Genomic DNA, 16,472 nt, shown 5'->3' on the forward strand with positions numbered 1-16,472 from the left:
GAGCTCTATAATTTTGTAACAAACTCCTGTAATTGTTTACAGGGGTTTGTTTTTTTTTACCATTTTAACCGAGATGGTTACCTCCTCAAACTGAAAAGAAGATGGAGAAAGTTCGACTCCATTAAAATAGTATGGCTTATTTCTAAAAAAAGATACGCAAGAGTAAACCATTTTATAAGAATTATGGTAAAATTTAATAGTTATGCTGTGTTTCTTGAAATATATAATGATTTAGGATAATATCTTTAATGGATAAATAGGTTGCGATGGAGGGTCTATATGTCAAACAGATTTGCAGTGATTCTGGCTGCAGGTAAGGGCACGCGTATGAAGTCCAAGCTATACAAAGTGCTTCATCCTGTATGCGGAAAACCAATGGTACAGCATGTAGTGGATCAAGTATCTCAATTAGGATTGCAGAAACTTGTGACGGTAGTGGGACATGGTGCTGAAAAAGTACAAGAACAACTAGGAAACGTAAGTGAATTTGCATTACAAGCAGAACAACTTGGTACAGCACACGCTGTCGATCGGGCTGCTGATATCCTTGCAAATGAAGAAGGAACAACTTTGGTTATTTGTGGTGATACGCCGCTTATAACTGCAGAAACAATGGAAGCATTGTTAAAACATCATGAGGAAGCAGGAGCTAAAGCTACAGTGCTAACGGCATACATAGAAGAGCCTGCTGGATATGGTCGTATTGTTCGTAATGAAAATGGTCATGTTGAAAAAATTGTTGAGCACAAAGATGCAAATGAAGTAGAGCTAACTATTAAAGAGATTAATACAGGTACGTATTGTTTTGATAATAAAGCGCTATTTGCGTCACTTTCTAAAGTTTCAAATGATAATGCACAAGGTGAATACTACCTTCCAGATGTTATTGAAATTTTGAAAGGTGAAGGGCATATTGTATCGGCTTATCAAACGGAGCATTTTGATGAAACGTTAGGTGTAAACGACAGAGTCGCTCTATCGCAAGCGGAAGTCATTATGAAGAATCGTATCAATCATAAGAACATGGTAAATGGTGTTACAATTATAGATCCAAGTAACACATATATTTCTGCAGATGCAATTATTGGTAGTGATACAGTTATTCATCCAGGCACAATTATTGAGGGCAAGACTGTAATTGGGTCTGATTGTGAAATTGGACCACATACGGTTATTCGTGATAGTGAAATTGGAGACGGTACAACAATTCGTCAATCTACTGTGCATGACAGCAAGATTGGTACAGAAGTATCAGTTGGTCCATTTGCACATATTCGTCCAGATTCCGTTATTGGTAATGAAGTACGCGTTGGAAATTTCGTAGAAATCAAGAAAACTGTTTTTGGTAATGGAAGTAAAGCTTCACACTTAAGTTATATCGGGGATGCACAAATTGGAGAAAACGTGAATCTTGGTTGTGGTTCAATTACAGTGAATTATGATGGCAAGAATAAATTCAAAACAGTTATTGGAGATGGCGTATTTATTGGTTGTAACTCAAACCTTGTTGCTCCTGTAACAGTTGAAGATGGTGCGTATGTGGCAGCAGGCTCTACAATTACAGAGAATGTTCCATCAAAAGCATTATCAATTGCACGTGCGCGTCAAGTTAACAAAGAAGATTATGTTGATCAATTGCTGAATAAGAAAAAATCATAATGTGGAGGGTTAATCTAGATGTCAACTCAATATCTAAATTCTAATTTGAAAGTATTCTCTTTAAACTCTAACAAGGAACTTGCTGAGCAAATTGCAAAGCATATTGGAGTTGAGTTAGGGAAATGTTCTGTTGACCGTTTTAGCGATGGAGAAGTTCAAATTAACATTGAAGAAAGTATTCGTGGTTGTGATGTATTCATTATTCAATCTACAAGTTTTCCAGTAAACGAACATATCATGGAACTACTTATTATGATTGATGCATTAAAACGTGCCTCTGCAAAAACAATTAATATTGTAATTCCTTACTATGGTTATGCACGTCAGGATCGTAAAGCACGTTCTCGTGAACCGATTACATCGAAACTTGTAGCAAACTTGCTTGAAACAGCAGGTGCAACTCGTGTAATTACTCTAGATTTACACGCTCCACAAATTCAAGGATTCTTTGATATCCCAATTGACCACTTAATGGGTGTACCAATTCTTTCTGATTACTTTGAGTCCAAAGGTCTTAAAGATATCGTAATTGTGTCTCCTGACCATGGTGGTGTAACACGTGCAAGAAAAATGGCTGATCGCTTAAAAGCGCCAATCGCTATTATTGATAAGCGTCGTCCTCGTCCGAACGTAGCTGAGGTAATGAACATTATCGGTAATATCGAAGGAAAAACAGCAATCTTAATTGATGACATTATTGATACAGCTGGTACAATTACATTAGCAGCAAACGCTCTTGTTGAGAATGGTGCTTCTGAAGTATATGCTTGCTGTACACACCCAGTTTTATCTGGTCCAGCAATTGAGCGCATTGAAAATTCAAATATTAAAGAGTTGGTAGTAACGAACTCTATCGTATTACCAGAAGAGAAGAAAATTGACAAAGTACACGAACTTTCTGTTGCTCCATTAATTGGAGAAGCAATCATTCGTGTGTACGAAGAAGAATCTGTAAGTGTATTATTCAATTAATTGGATAGAATGAGACGTAACCAAATTTGGTTACGTCTTTTCGTATCGTAGAAAGAAAGTAGTGGTGGAAGAATGAAATTAATAGTAGGACTTGGGAACCCTGGTAGAGAATATGAATTAACAAGGCATAATATTGGATTTATGGCGATTGATGAACTTGCGAAGCGATGGAACATTTCTTTAAATGAACAAAAGTTTAAGGGGATGTTTGGAGCAGGTTTTGTGAATGGCGAAAAAGTGATTTTATTAAAGCCGCTTACATATATGAATTTGTCTGGAGAAAGCATCCGTCCGCTTATGGATTATTATAAGATTGATTTAGAAGACTTTATTATTATGTATGATGATTTAGATCTTCCTGTAGGGAAATTACGCCTTCGTATGAAAGGAAGTGCGGGTGGTCATAACGGAGTAAAGTCGACAATCGCTCATTTAGGAACACAAGAGTTCCAACGTATTCGTATGGGAATTGATCGCCCTAAAAATGGAATGAAGGTAGTAGACTATGTGCTAGGACGTTTTACAGCGGAAGAAATGGTAGATGTAAATCATGCTATTGAGAAAGCTGCTAATGCATGTGAGGAGTGGCTTAACAAATCGTTTCTTCAAGTAATGAACGATTTTAATAACTAATTTTATAAATTGGAATATTTTATCATGTTTTGATCCATACTAGTAGTAATTGTACCTTTAGGAGGATAGTATGGACGGACATTATTATTGTGGGCATTGTGGTTGTCACGTAGGTTCCATTACCGCAGAAAAAGTATACAGCGATGTTTTGTTTCAACTGACAGAGCAAGAAAGATTGAATATGATTCATTTTCATGAGAATGGAAATATATATATAAAAACAATTTGTGAATTATGTCAAGAAACACTTGCATCTTACCCTGAGTATTATGAATATGAAAAGTTTTTGCAATAAATCGTATCGCTTTGGCGTGTCCAAAGCATTTTTCTATTTTCTTTTTCTGAAATATTTGCATAAAAATATAGTAACTTGCTCTTTGCGTTGAGAGGAGTTTTGAAAATGATAGGATTATTAGAGCAATTTTATAAAAATAAAGAGGTTCAATCCATTATAAATGGTTTAGAAGAAGGATTAAAAGAGCAACTGGTATCAGGGATGGCAACTTCCTCCCGTTCTTTATTAATGGCTGCTTTATATAAAAAGACAAAGCAGTCTCAACTTGTTGTGACACACAATTTATATCAAGCACAAAAAATCTATGAAGACTTAGTATCATTACTTGGTGAAAAGGACGTCTGGCTGTATCCTGTGAATGAATTAATTGCATCAGAAGTTGGTGTTGCCAGCCCTGAACTGAAAGCACAGCGAATTGAAGTGTTAAATCGTTTAGCGGCGGGAGAGAATGGTATCATTGTTGCCCCTGTTGCTGGATTACGAAGATTTTTGCCTATGAAGGAGTTATGGAAGCAAAAGCAAATTGAAATCAATCTAGGGCAAGAGGTTGATTTAGATGCATTGCTTCATACTTTACATCATATTGGTTATGAGCGTAAATCAATGGTAGAGGCTCCAGGAGAGTTTAGCTTGCGCGGGGGAATATTGGATATTTATCCTTTAACAGAGGAATTGCCGTTTCGTATTGAATTTTTTGATACAGAGGTTGATTCGATTCGCTTATTCGATGTTGAAGAACAACGATCTCAAGATAAAAGAGAAAGTGTAAAGTTTGGACCAGCGACGGAGTTTGTATTTTCACCAGAAGAGTTGCGTGTAGGTATAGAGCATCTTGAAAAAGGGCTAATGAAGACGATGCAAAAATTATCTGATGACAAGATTAAGACAGCAGTATTAGAAACGGTTAGTCATGAGATAGAGTTATTAAAGAATGGTCAAAATATAGAGCAAATGTTTAAGTATTTATCTATTTTCTACAAGGAACCTGCTAGTCTAATAGATTATTTACCTGAAAACGGTGTAGTTATTTTAGATGAAATTTCACGCGTTCAAGAGACAGCATCGCATCTTGAGACAGAAGAGGCAGAGTGGTATACATCACTTCTTAGTGAAGGGGCTATTATTCAAGACTTGGTATTCTCTCATTCCTTTGAAGAATTTTTGCGCCATAAAAAAAGAAGTTTTGTGTATTTAACATTATTTTTACGTCACATTGCACATACACACCCACAAAATATTGTCAATGTGACATGTAAAACAATGCAGGATTTTCATGGGCAAATGCAACTCTTGAAAACAGAAATTGATAGGTGGAATGAGGGGCAATTTACAACAGTTATCTTAGGAACAGATGAAGAGCGTGCCAAGAAATTACAACATATATTAAGTGATTATGATATTGAGGCAGATATTATAGAATCGACAGATATATTACTTCCTGGACGTTTGCAAATTGCTGTAGGTGATTTACATGCAGGATTTGAAATGCCGATGCAAAAGCTTGTTGTCATTACAGAAAAAGAACTGTTCCATAAAAAGGTGAAAAAGTCGCGACGCAAGCAAAAGTTATCAAATGCCGAGCGAATTAAAAGCTATTCCGAACTAAAAGTTGGGGATTATGTTGTTCATGTAAACCATGGTATTGGTAAATTTTTAGGAATAGAAACACTAGAGATTAATGGTGTTCATAAAGATTACTTAAATATTAAATATCAAGGAAATGATAAATTATACGTTCCAATTGAACAAATTGATCAAGTTCAAAAATATGTAGGGTCGGAAGGTAAAGACCCGAAAGTTTACAAACTTGGTGGTAATGATTGGAAAAAGGTGAAAACAAAGGTAGAAAAATCTGTACAAGATATTGCAGATGATTTGATTAAATTATATGCAGAACGTGAGGCGTCAAAAGGATATGCGTTTACACCAGATACTGCAGAACAACGGGAGTTTGAATCTTCTTTCCCATATCAAGAGACAGAAGATCAATTGCGCTCCATTGAAGAGATTAAAAAAGATATGGAACGCAGTCGACCAATGGATCGTCTTCTTTGTGGTGATGTTGGTTATGGAAAGACAGAAGTAGCGATTAGGGCGGCCTTTAAAGCGATTATGGATGAAAAACAGGTTGCAATTTTAGTACCGACAACCATTCTTGCGCAACAACACTATGAAACAATTCGAGAGCGTTTTCAAGACTATCCGATTAACATCGGGTTATTAAGTCGTTTCCGTACTCGTAAAGAACAAAATGAAACGATTAAAGGATTGAAAGATGGGACTGTCGATATTGTTATTGGGACACATCGTATCTTATCTAAAGATGTAACATATAAAGACTTAGGCCTTCTTATTATTGATGAAGAACAACGATTTGGTGTTACGCATAAGGAAAAAATTAAGCAATTGAAGGCAAATATTGATGTTTTAACGTTAACAGCAACTCCAATTCCACGTACACTTCATATGTCTATGCTTGGAGTACGGGATTTATCGGTTATTGAAACACCGCCAGAAAATCGTTTCCCAGTACAAACGTATGTAGTGGAATATAACCCTGCACTAATTCGGGAAGCGATAGAAAGAGAACTTGCCCGAGGTGGTCAAATTTACTTCTTATATAATCGTGTAGAGGATATTGAAAGAAAAGCAGATGAAATTTCTATGTTAGTTCCAGAGGCCCGTGTAACATATGCACATGGGAAAATGAATGAAAGTGAACTTGAATCTGTCATGTTGTCATTTTTAGAGGGACAATATGATGTTCTAGTAAGTACAACAATTATTGAAACGGGCGTTGATATTCCCAATGTAAATACATTAATCGTGTATGATGCAGATCGTATGGGATTATCACAGTTGTATCAGCTTCGTGGCCGAGTTGGTCGTTCAAATCGTGTTGCTTATGCATATTTTGCATACAAGCGCGACAAAGTGTTATCTGAAGTTGCTGAGAAGCGCCTGCAAGCAATTAAGGAATTTACGGAGCTTGGATCAGGCTTCAAAATTGCAATGCGAGATTTATCTATTCGTGGTGCAGGGAATTTATTAGGAGCGGAACAACATGGATTTATTGATTCGGTTGGATTTGATCTATATTCCCAAATGTTAAAAGATGCCATTGAACAAAGAAAAGGAAAACAGGGCATTGAAAATACAATTGATGTTGAAATTGATTTAGAAGTAGATGCATATTTACCGGATAGCTATATATCAGATAGTAAACAAAAAATTATGATGTACAAACAATTTAGAGGTGTTTCTACACTTGAAGATATTGAAGAATTACAAGAAGAAATGATTGATCGATTTGGTGATTATCCGCAAGAGGTAGGATATTTATTACAAATTGCAAATATTAAAGTGTTGGCAATGAAAGAGCAGATTGAATTAATTAAACAAACGAAGTCTGAGGTGACATTCTTATTCTCGGAACAAGCAAGTCAAAATATTGATGGTGGAAAACTATTTATGCTTGGAAATAAATTTGGACGTATGATTGGACTTGGAATGGAAGGACCACACTTGAAAGTTAGTATGAAAATAAATGGATTAGAAACATCAAAATGGTTAACGATTGCTGAAAATTTATTAAAAGGCTTACCAGACGTGAAGAAAGAGACAATAAATGCTTAAAATAAAATAAAAAATGCAATTCGGCGTGCATAGAAGAACTAATGTGTAAAATACTATGTTTAACAGTTGGTGATTTTTACATGAACAGGTAATTTCACCACTTTCATCATCAGTAGAAAGAGAGGCAGCATTAGAATGAAAGCAACTGGAATCGTACGTCGAATTGATGATTTAGGTAGGGTGGTAATTCCAAAAGAAATCCGTAGAACTTTACGTATTCGCGAGGGAGATCCACTAGAAATATTTGTTGATCGCGATGGAGAAGTGATTTTAAAAAAATATTCTCCAATTAGTGAATTAGGTGATTTTGCAAAAGAATATGCAGATGCTTTATATGATAGCTTAGGACATAATGTACTCGTATGTGATCGAGATTCCGTTATTGCTGTAGCGGGGGTATCTAAAAAAGAATACTTAAATAAAAGCATCGGTGATTTAATTGAAAGGATAATGGAAGAAAGAAAGTCTGTTATTATGACAGATGAAAGTGAAATTTCAATTATTGAAGGGGTAACTGAAAAGGCTCATTCTTATACGATTGGTCCTATTGTCGCCAATGGAGATCCAATTGGAGCTGTTATCATTTTCTCGAAGGATACAGTTATAACTGAGGTAGAGCATAAAGCTGTAGATACTGCTGCAGGCTTTTTAGCTAAGCAAATGGAGCAATAAGCAATATAACCATTTATAAATAATAACCTTTCCTAATTAGAATTTTTCCTTATTAGAAAATATAACTGTTGTGTGAAGATAAATATTTATAAAAAGGGTAGCTACTTTTGCTACCTTTTTTATATTCCTCGTATATTTATTATTTTTTATCCGCTCAGGATGAGATTGTTTCAAATAGAATTCTGCTTTTTTCTTTGTGATATAATACGGAAGATGAGAATAGAAAAGGAGTTTTCTCGTATGGAAGCGAAGAAGTATCAAGCCTTTTGGCGCGGGGCAATTATATTGACAGTTGCCAGTTTTGTTACAAAAGTGTTAAGCGCCTTTTACCGTATTCCATATCAAAATATAGCGGGGGATATCGGGTTTTATATTTATCAGCAGATTTACCCCTTTTATGGATTTTGCCTAATCCTAGCTACGTATGGTTTTCCAATCATTATTTCTAAGATGATAGCGGAACGTTTGGAACAAGGTAGGCGAAAGGAAGCAGAAGAAATCATTTGTGTTTCTTTTTGGTTCTTATTAGGAATTGGTAGCCTTGGCTTTTTCACTTTATTTTTTGGTGCTCATACTATTGCGTTAGTGATGGGAGATATACAACTATATAAATTGCTGAGAGTTATTTCGTTTTCGTTTTTATTGATGCCTTTTTTATCTGTAGCAAGAGGATACTTTCAAGGATTTAATGAGATGATGCCGACAGCTGTTTCGCAGGTAATGGAACAAAGTGTTCGTGTATCTATTATTGTATTGTTATCATTATTTCTTATAGCTCATGGATTTGATTTATATACAGTTGGGGCTGGAGCAATGTTTGGATCAGTTGCTGGTGGGCTGATTGGTATGATTATACTGCTTCTTTATATGCGCCAAGATTTCCAATCAATTTTCTTGCAAAGATGGAAAAGGATTCGAAATAAAAAAGCCATAATTCGTATGCTCTTTTGGCAAGGAATTGGTATTTGTGTAAGTAATTTAGTTTTAATTTTTATTCAAATGGCAGATTCCCTCTCTTTTTATACTTTGCTTATTCATGCTGGAGAACCAGCAGAAATCGCTAAAATGTTAAAAGGGGTTTATGATAGAAGTATTCCGTTAATGCAGCTTGGGACAGTTGTAACGACATCGTTCTCGCTTTCGCTTATTCCGCTTATTACAGCGGCAAGAACAAGAGGAGATTACGTATTTATTAGAGAAAAGGTAAAGTTGGCGATAAAAATAACGATTGTCATTGGACTTGCAGCAGCAGTTGGACTAGCTTGCATTATAAAGCCAACCAATATGATGTTATTTGAGAATAGTAATGGGTCAGGTGTATTAGCGATTTTAGCTATATCCATTTTATTTAGTTCATTATCTATTACAACTGCGTCTATTTTACAAGGATTAGGGCAAACGTTAAAGCCAGCGCTTTTTGTTGTACTAGGAAGTTGTTTAAAGGTAGTACTTAATTATATATTGATGCCATATATAGGAATAGCAGGGGCTGCGATTGCAACTGTACTAGCACTTCTTAGTATCGCATTGTTAAACGGTGGTTTACTTGTTCGAATTGTAGACGAAGCACTTATTGAAAAGCGGCAATTGACGAAAGTAATGATTAGCGGTATAGGTATGGCTGTTACATTGATGGTTTTTATAAATATATTTGAAAGCTTAGGTCATATGAGCCGAATTTTTGCATCAGTTGAGGCCTTATTAGGAGTAGGAGTTGGCGTTCTTATATACGGATTTTTCATTTTGAAAATGTCTGTTTTTACAAAAGAAGAACTGGGAACTTTTATGAAGCAAGATAAAATAAAAGATTCCTTGAAGAAGAGTGGATAGAGGTGACTTCTGTGAGTGGAGTAATTACAGTGTTAGGATTAGGAGCTGGTGAGTTAGACCAGCTAACAATGGGTGTATATAAAAAGATAAAAGAAGCATCGCATATGTATGTGCGCACAAAAGAACACCCTGTGATTGAAGAATTAGAAAAAGAAGGGATTCAGTACACAGCTTTTGATCATATATATGAAGCGCATGATACATTTGAAATTGTATATGAAACAATTGTAAAAGAACTGCTAGAAAAAGCGCAAAATACGGAAATTATTTATGCGGTACCCGGTCATCCGCTTGTTGCAGAAAGAACCGTTCAATTACTATTAGAAAAGGGAAAACAAGAGCAAGTTGAGATTCGGATTGAAGGTGGACAAAGCTTTCTCGATCCGATGTTTTCTAGCTTGAAAATTGATCCGATTGAGGGATTTCAATTTGTTGATGCTACCTCATTTGAACGCGGGCAATTGGAATTGCGACACCATTTGATTTTTTGTCAAGTATATGATGTATTCGTCGCATCGGATGTAAAGTTGACATTAATGGAAATGTTGCCTGATGAATATGAGGTATATATTGTAACAGCGGCAGGGACATCTTTTGAAGAAGTGAAAAAAGTACCGTTATATATGTTAGATCATGAGACAAGGCTGAACAATTTAACGAGTGTGTATGTACCTCCAGTGAAAGAACGGAAAGTGTTGTATCAACAATTCGATGTGCTGCGCGAAATTATTGCGGAACTTCGCGGGCCAAATGGTTGCCCTTGGGATAAAAAACAAACACATCAATCCTTAAAGAAATACTTAATAGAAGAAGCATATGAAGTATTAGAGGCAATTGATGAAGAAGACGATGATCACTTAGTTGAAGAGCTTGGTGATGTATTATTACAAGTTATGCTTCATGCTCAAATTGGAGAAGATGAAGGGTGGTTCTCTATCGATGACATCATTCAAACGCTATCTGAGAAAATGGTGCGTCGTCATCCACATGTATTTGGTGAAGTAGATGTTAAAGATGAGGAGGACGTTCTTTCAAATTGGGAAGAAATTAAGAAGAAAGAAAAAGGAAATGTAAGAGAGTCTGTTTTAGCAGGTATACCGAAAGGCTTACCGCAACTAATGCGTGCTTATGAAATCCAAAAGAAGGCAGGGAAAGTTGGATTTGATTGGGCTGATGTTCAGCCGATGAAAGAGAAAGCATTAGAGGAATGGGAAGAGTTTCAACAAGAAGTAGAGAAAATGGATCGAGAAAAAATGTTAGGTGAGTTTGGTGATGTATTGTTTGCATTTGTTAATATAGCTCGCTATTATAATTTAAATCCAGAAGAAGCACTTCATGTTACAAATGAAAAATTTATGCGCCGCTTTTTATATATGGAAGCAAAAATAGCTGAGATGAATAAAGAAATACAACAATTCACATTAGAACAATTAGACGTTTTGTGGGAGGAAGCAAAACAAGTAGAGAATAAATAGGGGGAAATGAGATGCGCTTAGATAAATTTTTAAAAGTATCACGTTTAATTAAGAGAAGAACATTGGCAAAAGAAGTGGCAGATCAAGGACGAATTTCAATTAATGGACAAGTTGCAAAAGCAAGTTCAGTTGTGAAGGTAGAAGATGAACTTACAATTCGATTTGGTCAAAAAGTAGTAACTGTGAAAATAAATGAGTTAAAAGAAACGACGAAAAAAGAAGATGCTGCTAATATGTATACTGTCATTCGTGAAGAAAAAGTAAAAGCTGAAGAAGGCTTGTTCTAAATTTATTTCTCCCCTCATACATTACTATTAGCTAATATCAAGCTATGGGGGGATTCTTCGTGAATAATAGTTATTCAACTATATCTTCTAACCAGCAAAACGGGTCTGTAGAGCATGATATTATTATGCGTGGGAGACGTGTAATTGATATTACCGGTGTAAAACAAGTAGAGAGTTTTGATAGTGAAGAATTTTTGTTAGAGACTGTCATGGGGTTTTTAACGATTCGTGGTCAAAATTTGCAGATGAAAAATTTAGATGTTGAAAAAGGGATTGTATCCATTAAAGGGAAAATTTATGAGATGCTTTATATTGATGAGAATCAAGGGGAGAAAGCTAAAGGCTTCTTTAGTAAGTTGTTTAAATGAGTCTAACGGTGCAATTGTATACAATGCTTTCGATGATTGGGATGGGCGCTTGGATTGGTGCGTCTTTAGATACATACCAACGTTTTTTAAAACGCCAACAGCGTAAACGATGGATTGTATTTATGAATGATATACTATTTTGGATTGTCCAAGCACTATTTGTCTTTTATATATTATTACTTGTAAATGAAGCAGAACTGCGTGTTTATGTATTTGTTGCGTTACTATGTGGTTTTGCTGCATATCAAAGTCTACTGAAATCATTGTACATGAAGGTATTGAACTTTCTCATTTACATTTCTATGCAAATGATTCAATTTGCTATTCAAATGATTAAACAGCTCTTGATCAAGCCGGTTGTTGTCATGACGCAGCTTATGATTGCACTTATATTATTTTTATTTCGCATGCTACTTTCTGTCGGACATGTTTTATGGAAGTTCTTGACTTTAATCGTACTTTTTGTGTGGAAAGTTTTTTTCTGGCCTTTTCGATTTATTGCGTCACTCATATGGAAACTTCTCCCTAACCATGTTAAACTTTTTATAGAGAAATATGCGGGACTCCTAGAATATTTGAAGAAATGGAAAGAATATATTTTCAAGATATGGAGGCAGCTAAAACAGAAGTTAGGGGGACCTCGGAAATGAGGGAACTGAAACAAAGAGTGATTGAAAAAAAGAATCCAAATTCTGTAAGGGAACATATAATACAAACAAATGACAACAGGAAGCGACTTTATCGCCGTTTAACGGTTTTTCTTGTTTTTGCTTTTACAATTATTGTAAGTGTTAGTGTAACATTTTATCAGCAAAATAGTTCTATTAAAGCTCGAGAAGCAAAGGTTGAAGACATGAAGAAGGAATTGGAAGCACTAACGAAGGAAGAAAAAAAATTAAAAAGTGATATTCAAAAGTTGAATGATGAAGAGTATGTTTTAAAGATTGCTAGAAGGGATTATTTCTTCTCTGGAAAAGGAGAGATAATTTTTCCTGTTTCTAAGTAGAGTATGTCTTATTGACACTATATTTTAGGATTATATATAATAAAGTAAAATTTGACTTTTTAACCACTAAGGAGGAGCATTTTTTTTATGTCAATTGAGGTAGGCAGCAAGTTACAGGGTAAAGTAACAGGTATTACAAATTTTGGGGCTTTTGTGGAGCTGCCAGAAGGCTTAACAGGTCTTGTTCATATTAGTGAAGTTGCTGATAATTATGTAAAAGATATTAATGATCATTTAAAAGTTGGCGACGAAGTAGAAGTAAAAGTTATTAATGTTGAAAAAGATGGGAAAATTGGCCTGTCTATAAAGAAAGCTAAAGAACGTGAAAAAACTGAGGGCGATCGTCCACGCGGTGAACAACGTTCTGGACGTCCACAACGCAATCGCTCTTTTAACAGAGATAACCGTGGTAATGATAGCCGCAACCAGAAAGAAACGTTTGAGCAAAAAATGGCACGCTTTTTAAAAGATAGTGAAGATCGATTAACTTCTTTAAAGCGTAATACAGAATCTAAACGTGGTGGCCGAGGCGCGCGTCGCGGATAAAACCATTTTATTTCTAACATATAGAGAGGTGCCCGGGGTAATTTACTTAGGGCGCTTTTTTATATGAATATATTTGTGAAAAAAAGAATAAAAAACTTTTTCAAATATGTTGACTTTGAAATGAATTTGATATAAGATACTAATTGTCCGTTAAATAAGACGACATGGCGGTGTAGCTCAGCTGGCTAGAGCGTACGGTTCATACCCGTGAGGTCGGGGGTTCGATCCCCTCCGCCGCTATATTTTAATTTAACGGCCCGTTGGTCAAGTGGTTAAGACACCGCCCTTTCACGGCGGTAACACGGGTTCGAATCCCGTACGGGTCATCTAAAAAAAGATCATGCAAATTTGCATGATCTTTTTTTTATAAATATATTCGATAATTCTACAAAAACACCATTTAATTTCAGGAAAAAATTTATTTTCTATTTTATTTTTTTGGCTATTTGTATATATATAGGTTTATTTTGAATAAAAAGTCGAACGATTATGAGGAGAATATCTGTTGTTTTGACAAAAATCCTAAACATCATCTTTTATAATGACAATAATTAAACTATGCAGGTGGTGTTAAAAATATGCCTAAAGCAGGACGGGATACAATGAATACAAGTGTATTAGCGATGGGTGATGGTCAGTTTAGCGCAATAAGGTGGACAAGTAAGGTGAGGATGAAGTTGGAGCATGTATTCTTTAGATGGGGGTTTGTAATCGTTTTAATCGGCTTTCTTTTAGGACGAGCATATATATTAACGAATATTTTACCATTCGCATTACCGTTTTTTGCTGCTGTATATGTAATGAAACGAGATAAGATGGCACTTGCGTTTTTAGCTCTTATGGGTGGAGCGCTTTCTGTTTCGATAGATAATTTACTTTTTACTTTTTCATCTATTTTTACTTTCTTCATTTATAATATCTTCTTTAAGCGATTTACACGCAAAACTGTTGGACTTGTACCATTTCAAGTTTTTATCTCCGCATTAACCGCACATCTTATTGTTGTTTATTTCGCACAACAAACAGTTACCATGTACGATTTGCTTGTAAGTACAATAGAAGCAGGACTTAGTTTTGTATTGACGATGATTTTTTTACAAAGCGTTCCGTTGTTAACAGAAAGAAGGGGAAAGCAACAAGCCTTAGAAACCGAAGAAATTGTTTGCTTGATTATATTATTAGCGTCTGTACTTACAGGTACAACAGATTGGTTTATTTATGACGCTTCTATTCAGCATATTTTTACGAGATATTTAGTATTATTGTTTGCCTTCGTTGCAGGAGCAGCGACTGGTTCAACAGTGGGTGTTGTAACTGGATTGATATTAAGTTTGGCGAATGTATCCAGCCTATCCCAACTTAGTTTATTAGCCTTTTCTGGATTGCTTGGAGGATTGTTAAGAGAAGGAAAGCGAATTGGAGTAAGTTTAGGGTTATTGATTGGTACAAGCTTAATTACATTGTATGTAGATAAACAAACAAGTATTATTACAACGTTAATAGAATCCGGTATAGCAATTGTGTTGTTTATGTTAACACCAAAAACAATAATAGATCGAATTGCTAAGTTTATGCCAGGGACACAAGAACATTCGCAGGATCAGCAGCAATATTTACGGAGAATGCGTGACGTTACAGCAAATAAAATTAATCAGTTTGCAAATGTATTTTCCGCATTGTCAAATAGTTTTTCGGTGTATGGATATGTAGGAGAAGAAGATAAAGAGGAAGAAGCAGATTTGTTTTTAAGTACCGTTACTGCGAAAACATGTCAAACTTGTTTTAAGAAAGATCAATGTTGGGTTGTGAATTTTGATAAGACGTACGATTATATGAAACAGATTATGGACGAAACCGAGGCTGGGACACTTCAACATAATCGTAAATTAGTTCGTGAGTGGGACAAGTATTGTGTAAGAGGAAAGAAAGTGACGGATTTAGTAGGGAGTGAATTAGATCATTTTTATGAAGGGCAAAAATTGCGAAGACAAATGAAGGAAAATCGTAGAATTGTTGCGGAGCAGCTACTAGGTGTTTCAAAGGTCATGGAGGACTTTGCGAAAGAAATTCAGAAAGAAAGAGAGAATCATCAAGCACAAGAAGAACAAATTTTACAAGCATTACGAGATTTTGGTGTTGAGATAGAGCATGTGGATATTTATTGTTTAGATAGGGGAAGTATCGATATTGAAATGATGATTCCAGCTATGTCTAACGAGCATGGAGAATGCGAAAAGTTAGTTGCCCCAATGCTTTCTGATATTTTAAAAGAGAATATTGTTGTTAAACATGAAGAGCGATCTGCTTATCCAAATGGTCATAGTCTTATCTCATTTGGGTCTGCAAAAACATTTTCACTTGATACAGGACTTGCCACAGCAGCTAAGGGGGGAGGATTTGTATCTGGAGACTCTTATGCAATGATGGATTTAAGTGTAGGAAAATATGCTCTAGCCATAAGCGATGGAATGGGTAATGGACAAAGAGCTCATATGGAAAGTAAGGAGACGGTAAAACTACTACACAAAATATTGCAATCTGGTATTGATGAGGAGATTGCAATTAAAGCTATTAATTCGATTCTTTCTTTAAGAACAACTGAAGAAATGTTTACGACGCTTGATTTAGCTATGGTAGATTTGCGAGATGCGAGCGCTAAGTTTTTAAAAATTGGTTCAACACCAAGCTTTGTGAAGCGTGGAAATAACATTATAAAAATAGAAGCAAGTAATTTACCGATGGGGATTATTGAGGATGTTGAAGTAGATGTTGTAGGTGAACAACTAAAAACAGGGGATATTCTCATTATGATGAGCGATGGGATTTTCGAAGGGGCGCAACATGTTGAAAATCATGAAGTATGGATGAAGCGTAAAATTAAAGAGCTGCAAACAGATGATCCACAAGAGATTGCTGACATTATTATGGAAGAAGTCATTCGCTCGGGTGATGGGTATATTCATGATGATATGACAATTGTAGTTGCAAAGGTGAAGAAAAATATGCCAAAATGGGCTACAATTCCCATTGTAGGTATGCAGGCGCAATAGTAAATTGTCGTAAGGCCTAGAAGCTCTAGGCCTTTTTGTATGA

General features: G+C 35.6%; 14 protein-coding genes and 2 tRNA genes. All 16 read left to right on the forward strand.

All coding sequences use genetic code 11. The annotated features are described in order from the left end of the window. The first annotated feature begins 279 nt into the window (after positions 1 to 279). The 16 genes from glmU (at position 280) to spoIIE (ending at position 16,429) form a co-directional block, all read left to right on the forward strand. Entirely contained in the window at positions 280 to 1,659 is a 1,380-nt protein-coding gene (glmU, locus tag MR059_RS20325; RefSeq protein WP_011983188.1) for a bifunctional UDP-N-acetylglucosamine diphosphorylase/glucosamine-1-phosphate N-acetyltransferase GlmU, read from the forward strand. Between the two features lie 18 nt (positions 1,660 to 1,677). Next, the gene (locus MR059_RS20330; RefSeq protein ID WP_011983189.1) at positions 1,678 to 2,631 is read left to right on the forward strand and encodes a ribose-phosphate diphosphokinase; all 954 of its coding nucleotides are present in this window, start codon (positions 1,678 to 1,680) and stop codon (positions 2,629 to 2,631) included. Positions 2,632 to 2,703: 72 nt separating this feature from the next. Continuing rightward, on the forward strand, positions 2,704 to 3,264 hold the full coding sequence (gene pth / locus MR059_RS20335) for an aminoacyl-tRNA hydrolase (protein WP_011983190.1): 561 nt from the start codon (positions 2,704 to 2,706) through the stop codon (positions 3,262 to 3,264). Positions 3,265 to 3,334: 70 nt separating this feature from the next. Continuing rightward, positions 3,335 to 3,559, forward strand: coding sequence for an anti-sigma-F factor Fin (locus MR059_RS20340; RefSeq protein WP_011983191.1), 225 nt, complete (start codon positions 3,335 to 3,337; stop codon positions 3,557 to 3,559). 105 nt (positions 3,560 to 3,664) lie between these two features. Beyond that, on the forward strand, positions 3,665 to 7,195 hold the full coding sequence (gene mfd / locus MR059_RS20345; protein ID WP_011983192.1) for a transcription-repair coupling factor: 3,531 nt from the start codon (positions 3,665 to 3,667) through the stop codon (positions 7,193 to 7,195). Positions 7,196 to 7,330: 135 nt separating this feature from the next. Continuing rightward, entirely contained in the window at positions 7,331 to 7,867 is a 537-nt protein-coding gene (spoVT, locus tag MR059_RS20350; RefSeq protein WP_011983193.1) for a stage V sporulation protein T, read from the forward strand. 240 nt (positions 7,868 to 8,107) lie between these two features. Next, complete coding sequence (locus MR059_RS20355; protein ID WP_011983194.1) at positions 8,108 to 9,697, forward strand: putative polysaccharide biosynthesis protein; 1,590 nt, start codon at positions 8,108 to 8,110, stop codon at positions 9,695 to 9,697. Between the two features lie 11 nt (positions 9,698 to 9,708). Further along, complete coding sequence (gene yabN, locus MR059_RS20360) at positions 9,709 to 11,172, forward strand: bifunctional methyltransferase/pyrophosphohydrolase YabN (RefSeq protein ID WP_011983195.1); 1,464 nt, start codon at positions 9,709 to 9,711, stop codon at positions 11,170 to 11,172. Positions 11,173 to 11,183: 11 nt separating this feature from the next. After that, positions 11,184 to 11,459 carry an RNA-binding S4 domain-containing protein gene (locus MR059_RS20365; protein WP_011983196.1) on the forward strand — a complete coding sequence of 92 codons (276 nt, stop codon included), beginning with the start codon at positions 11,184 to 11,186 and terminating at the stop codon, positions 11,457 to 11,459. A 59-nt stretch (positions 11,460 to 11,518) separates the two neighbouring features. Further along, entirely contained in the window at positions 11,519 to 11,827 is a 309-nt protein-coding gene (gene yabP, locus MR059_RS20370; protein WP_011983197.1) for a sporulation protein YabP, read from the forward strand. Continuing rightward, complete coding sequence (gene yabQ / locus MR059_RS20375) at positions 11,824 to 12,477, forward strand: spore cortex biosynthesis protein YabQ (RefSeq protein ID WP_041809349.1); 654 nt, start codon at positions 11,824 to 11,826, stop codon at positions 12,475 to 12,477. Before yabP ends, yabQ begins: the two co-directional genes overlap by 4 nt. Beyond that, positions 12,474 to 12,833: a cell division protein DivIC gene (gene divIC, locus MR059_RS20380; protein ID WP_011983199.1), complete on the forward strand. Its 360-nt coding sequence runs from the start codon at positions 12,474 to 12,476 to the stop codon at positions 12,831 to 12,833. Before yabQ ends, divIC begins: the two co-directional genes overlap by 4 nt. A gap of 87 nt (positions 12,834 to 12,920) precedes the next feature. Further along, positions 12,921 to 13,379 carry a S1 domain-containing RNA-binding protein gene (locus MR059_RS20385; protein WP_011983200.1) on the forward strand — a complete coding sequence of 153 codons (459 nt, stop codon included), beginning with the start codon at positions 12,921 to 12,923 and terminating at the stop codon, positions 13,377 to 13,379. A 166-nt stretch (positions 13,380 to 13,545) separates the two neighbouring features. After that, positions 13,546 to 13,619, forward strand: a tRNA-Met gene (locus MR059_RS20390). A gap of 14 nt (positions 13,620 to 13,633) precedes the next feature. Further along, positions 13,634 to 13,705 (forward strand) — tRNA-Glu (locus MR059_RS20395). A gap of 252 nt (positions 13,706 to 13,957) precedes the next feature. Continuing rightward, entirely contained in the window at positions 13,958 to 16,429 is a 2,472-nt protein-coding gene (gene spoIIE / locus MR059_RS20400) for a stage II sporulation protein E (RefSeq protein ID WP_140388374.1), read from the forward strand. Positions 16,430 to 16,472: the final 43 nt, after the last annotated feature.

It is taken from the genome of Bacillus cereus group sp. BfR-BA-01522, assembly GCF_022662635.1.
GTDB lineage: Bacteria > Bacillota > Bacilli > Bacillales > Bacillaceae_G > Bacillus_A > Bacillus_A cytotoxicus.

Coding starts and splice junctions, on each gene's coding strand:
- glmU (WP_011983188.1), top strand. CDS start 280: ATGTCAAACAGATTTGCAGTGATTCTGGCTGCAGGTAAGGGCACGCGT.
- MR059_RS20330 (WP_011983189.1), top strand. CDS start 1,678: ATGTCAACTCAATATCTAAATTCTAATTTGAAAGTATTCTCTTTAAAC.
- pth (WP_011983190.1), top strand. CDS start 2,704: ATGAAATTAATAGTAGGACTTGGGAACCCTGGTAGAGAATATGAATTA.
- MR059_RS20340 (WP_011983191.1), top strand. CDS start 3,335: ATGGACGGACATTATTATTGTGGGCATTGTGGTTGTCACGTAGGTTCC.
- mfd (WP_011983192.1), top strand. CDS start 3,665: ATGATAGGATTATTAGAGCAATTTTATAAAAATAAAGAGGTTCAATCC.
- spoVT (WP_011983193.1), top strand. CDS start 7,331: ATGAAAGCAACTGGAATCGTACGTCGAATTGATGATTTAGGTAGGGTG.
- MR059_RS20355 (WP_011983194.1), top strand. CDS start 8,108: ATGGAAGCGAAGAAGTATCAAGCCTTTTGGCGCGGGGCAATTATATTG.
- MR059_RS20365 (WP_011983196.1), top strand. CDS start 11,184: ATGCGCTTAGATAAATTTTTAAAAGTATCACGTTTAATTAAGAGAAGA.
- yabQ (WP_041809349.1), top strand. CDS start 11,824: ATGAGTCTAACGGTGCAATTGTATACAATGCTTTCGATGATTGGGATG.
- divIC (WP_011983199.1), top strand. CDS start 12,474: ATGAGGGAACTGAAACAAAGAGTGATTGAAAAAAAGAATCCAAATTCT.
- MR059_RS20385 (WP_011983200.1), top strand. CDS start 12,921: ATGTCAATTGAGGTAGGCAGCAAGTTACAGGGTAAAGTAACAGGTATT.
- spoIIE (WP_140388374.1), top strand. CDS start 13,958: ATGCCTAAAGCAGGACGGGATACAATGAATACAAGTGTATTAGCGATG.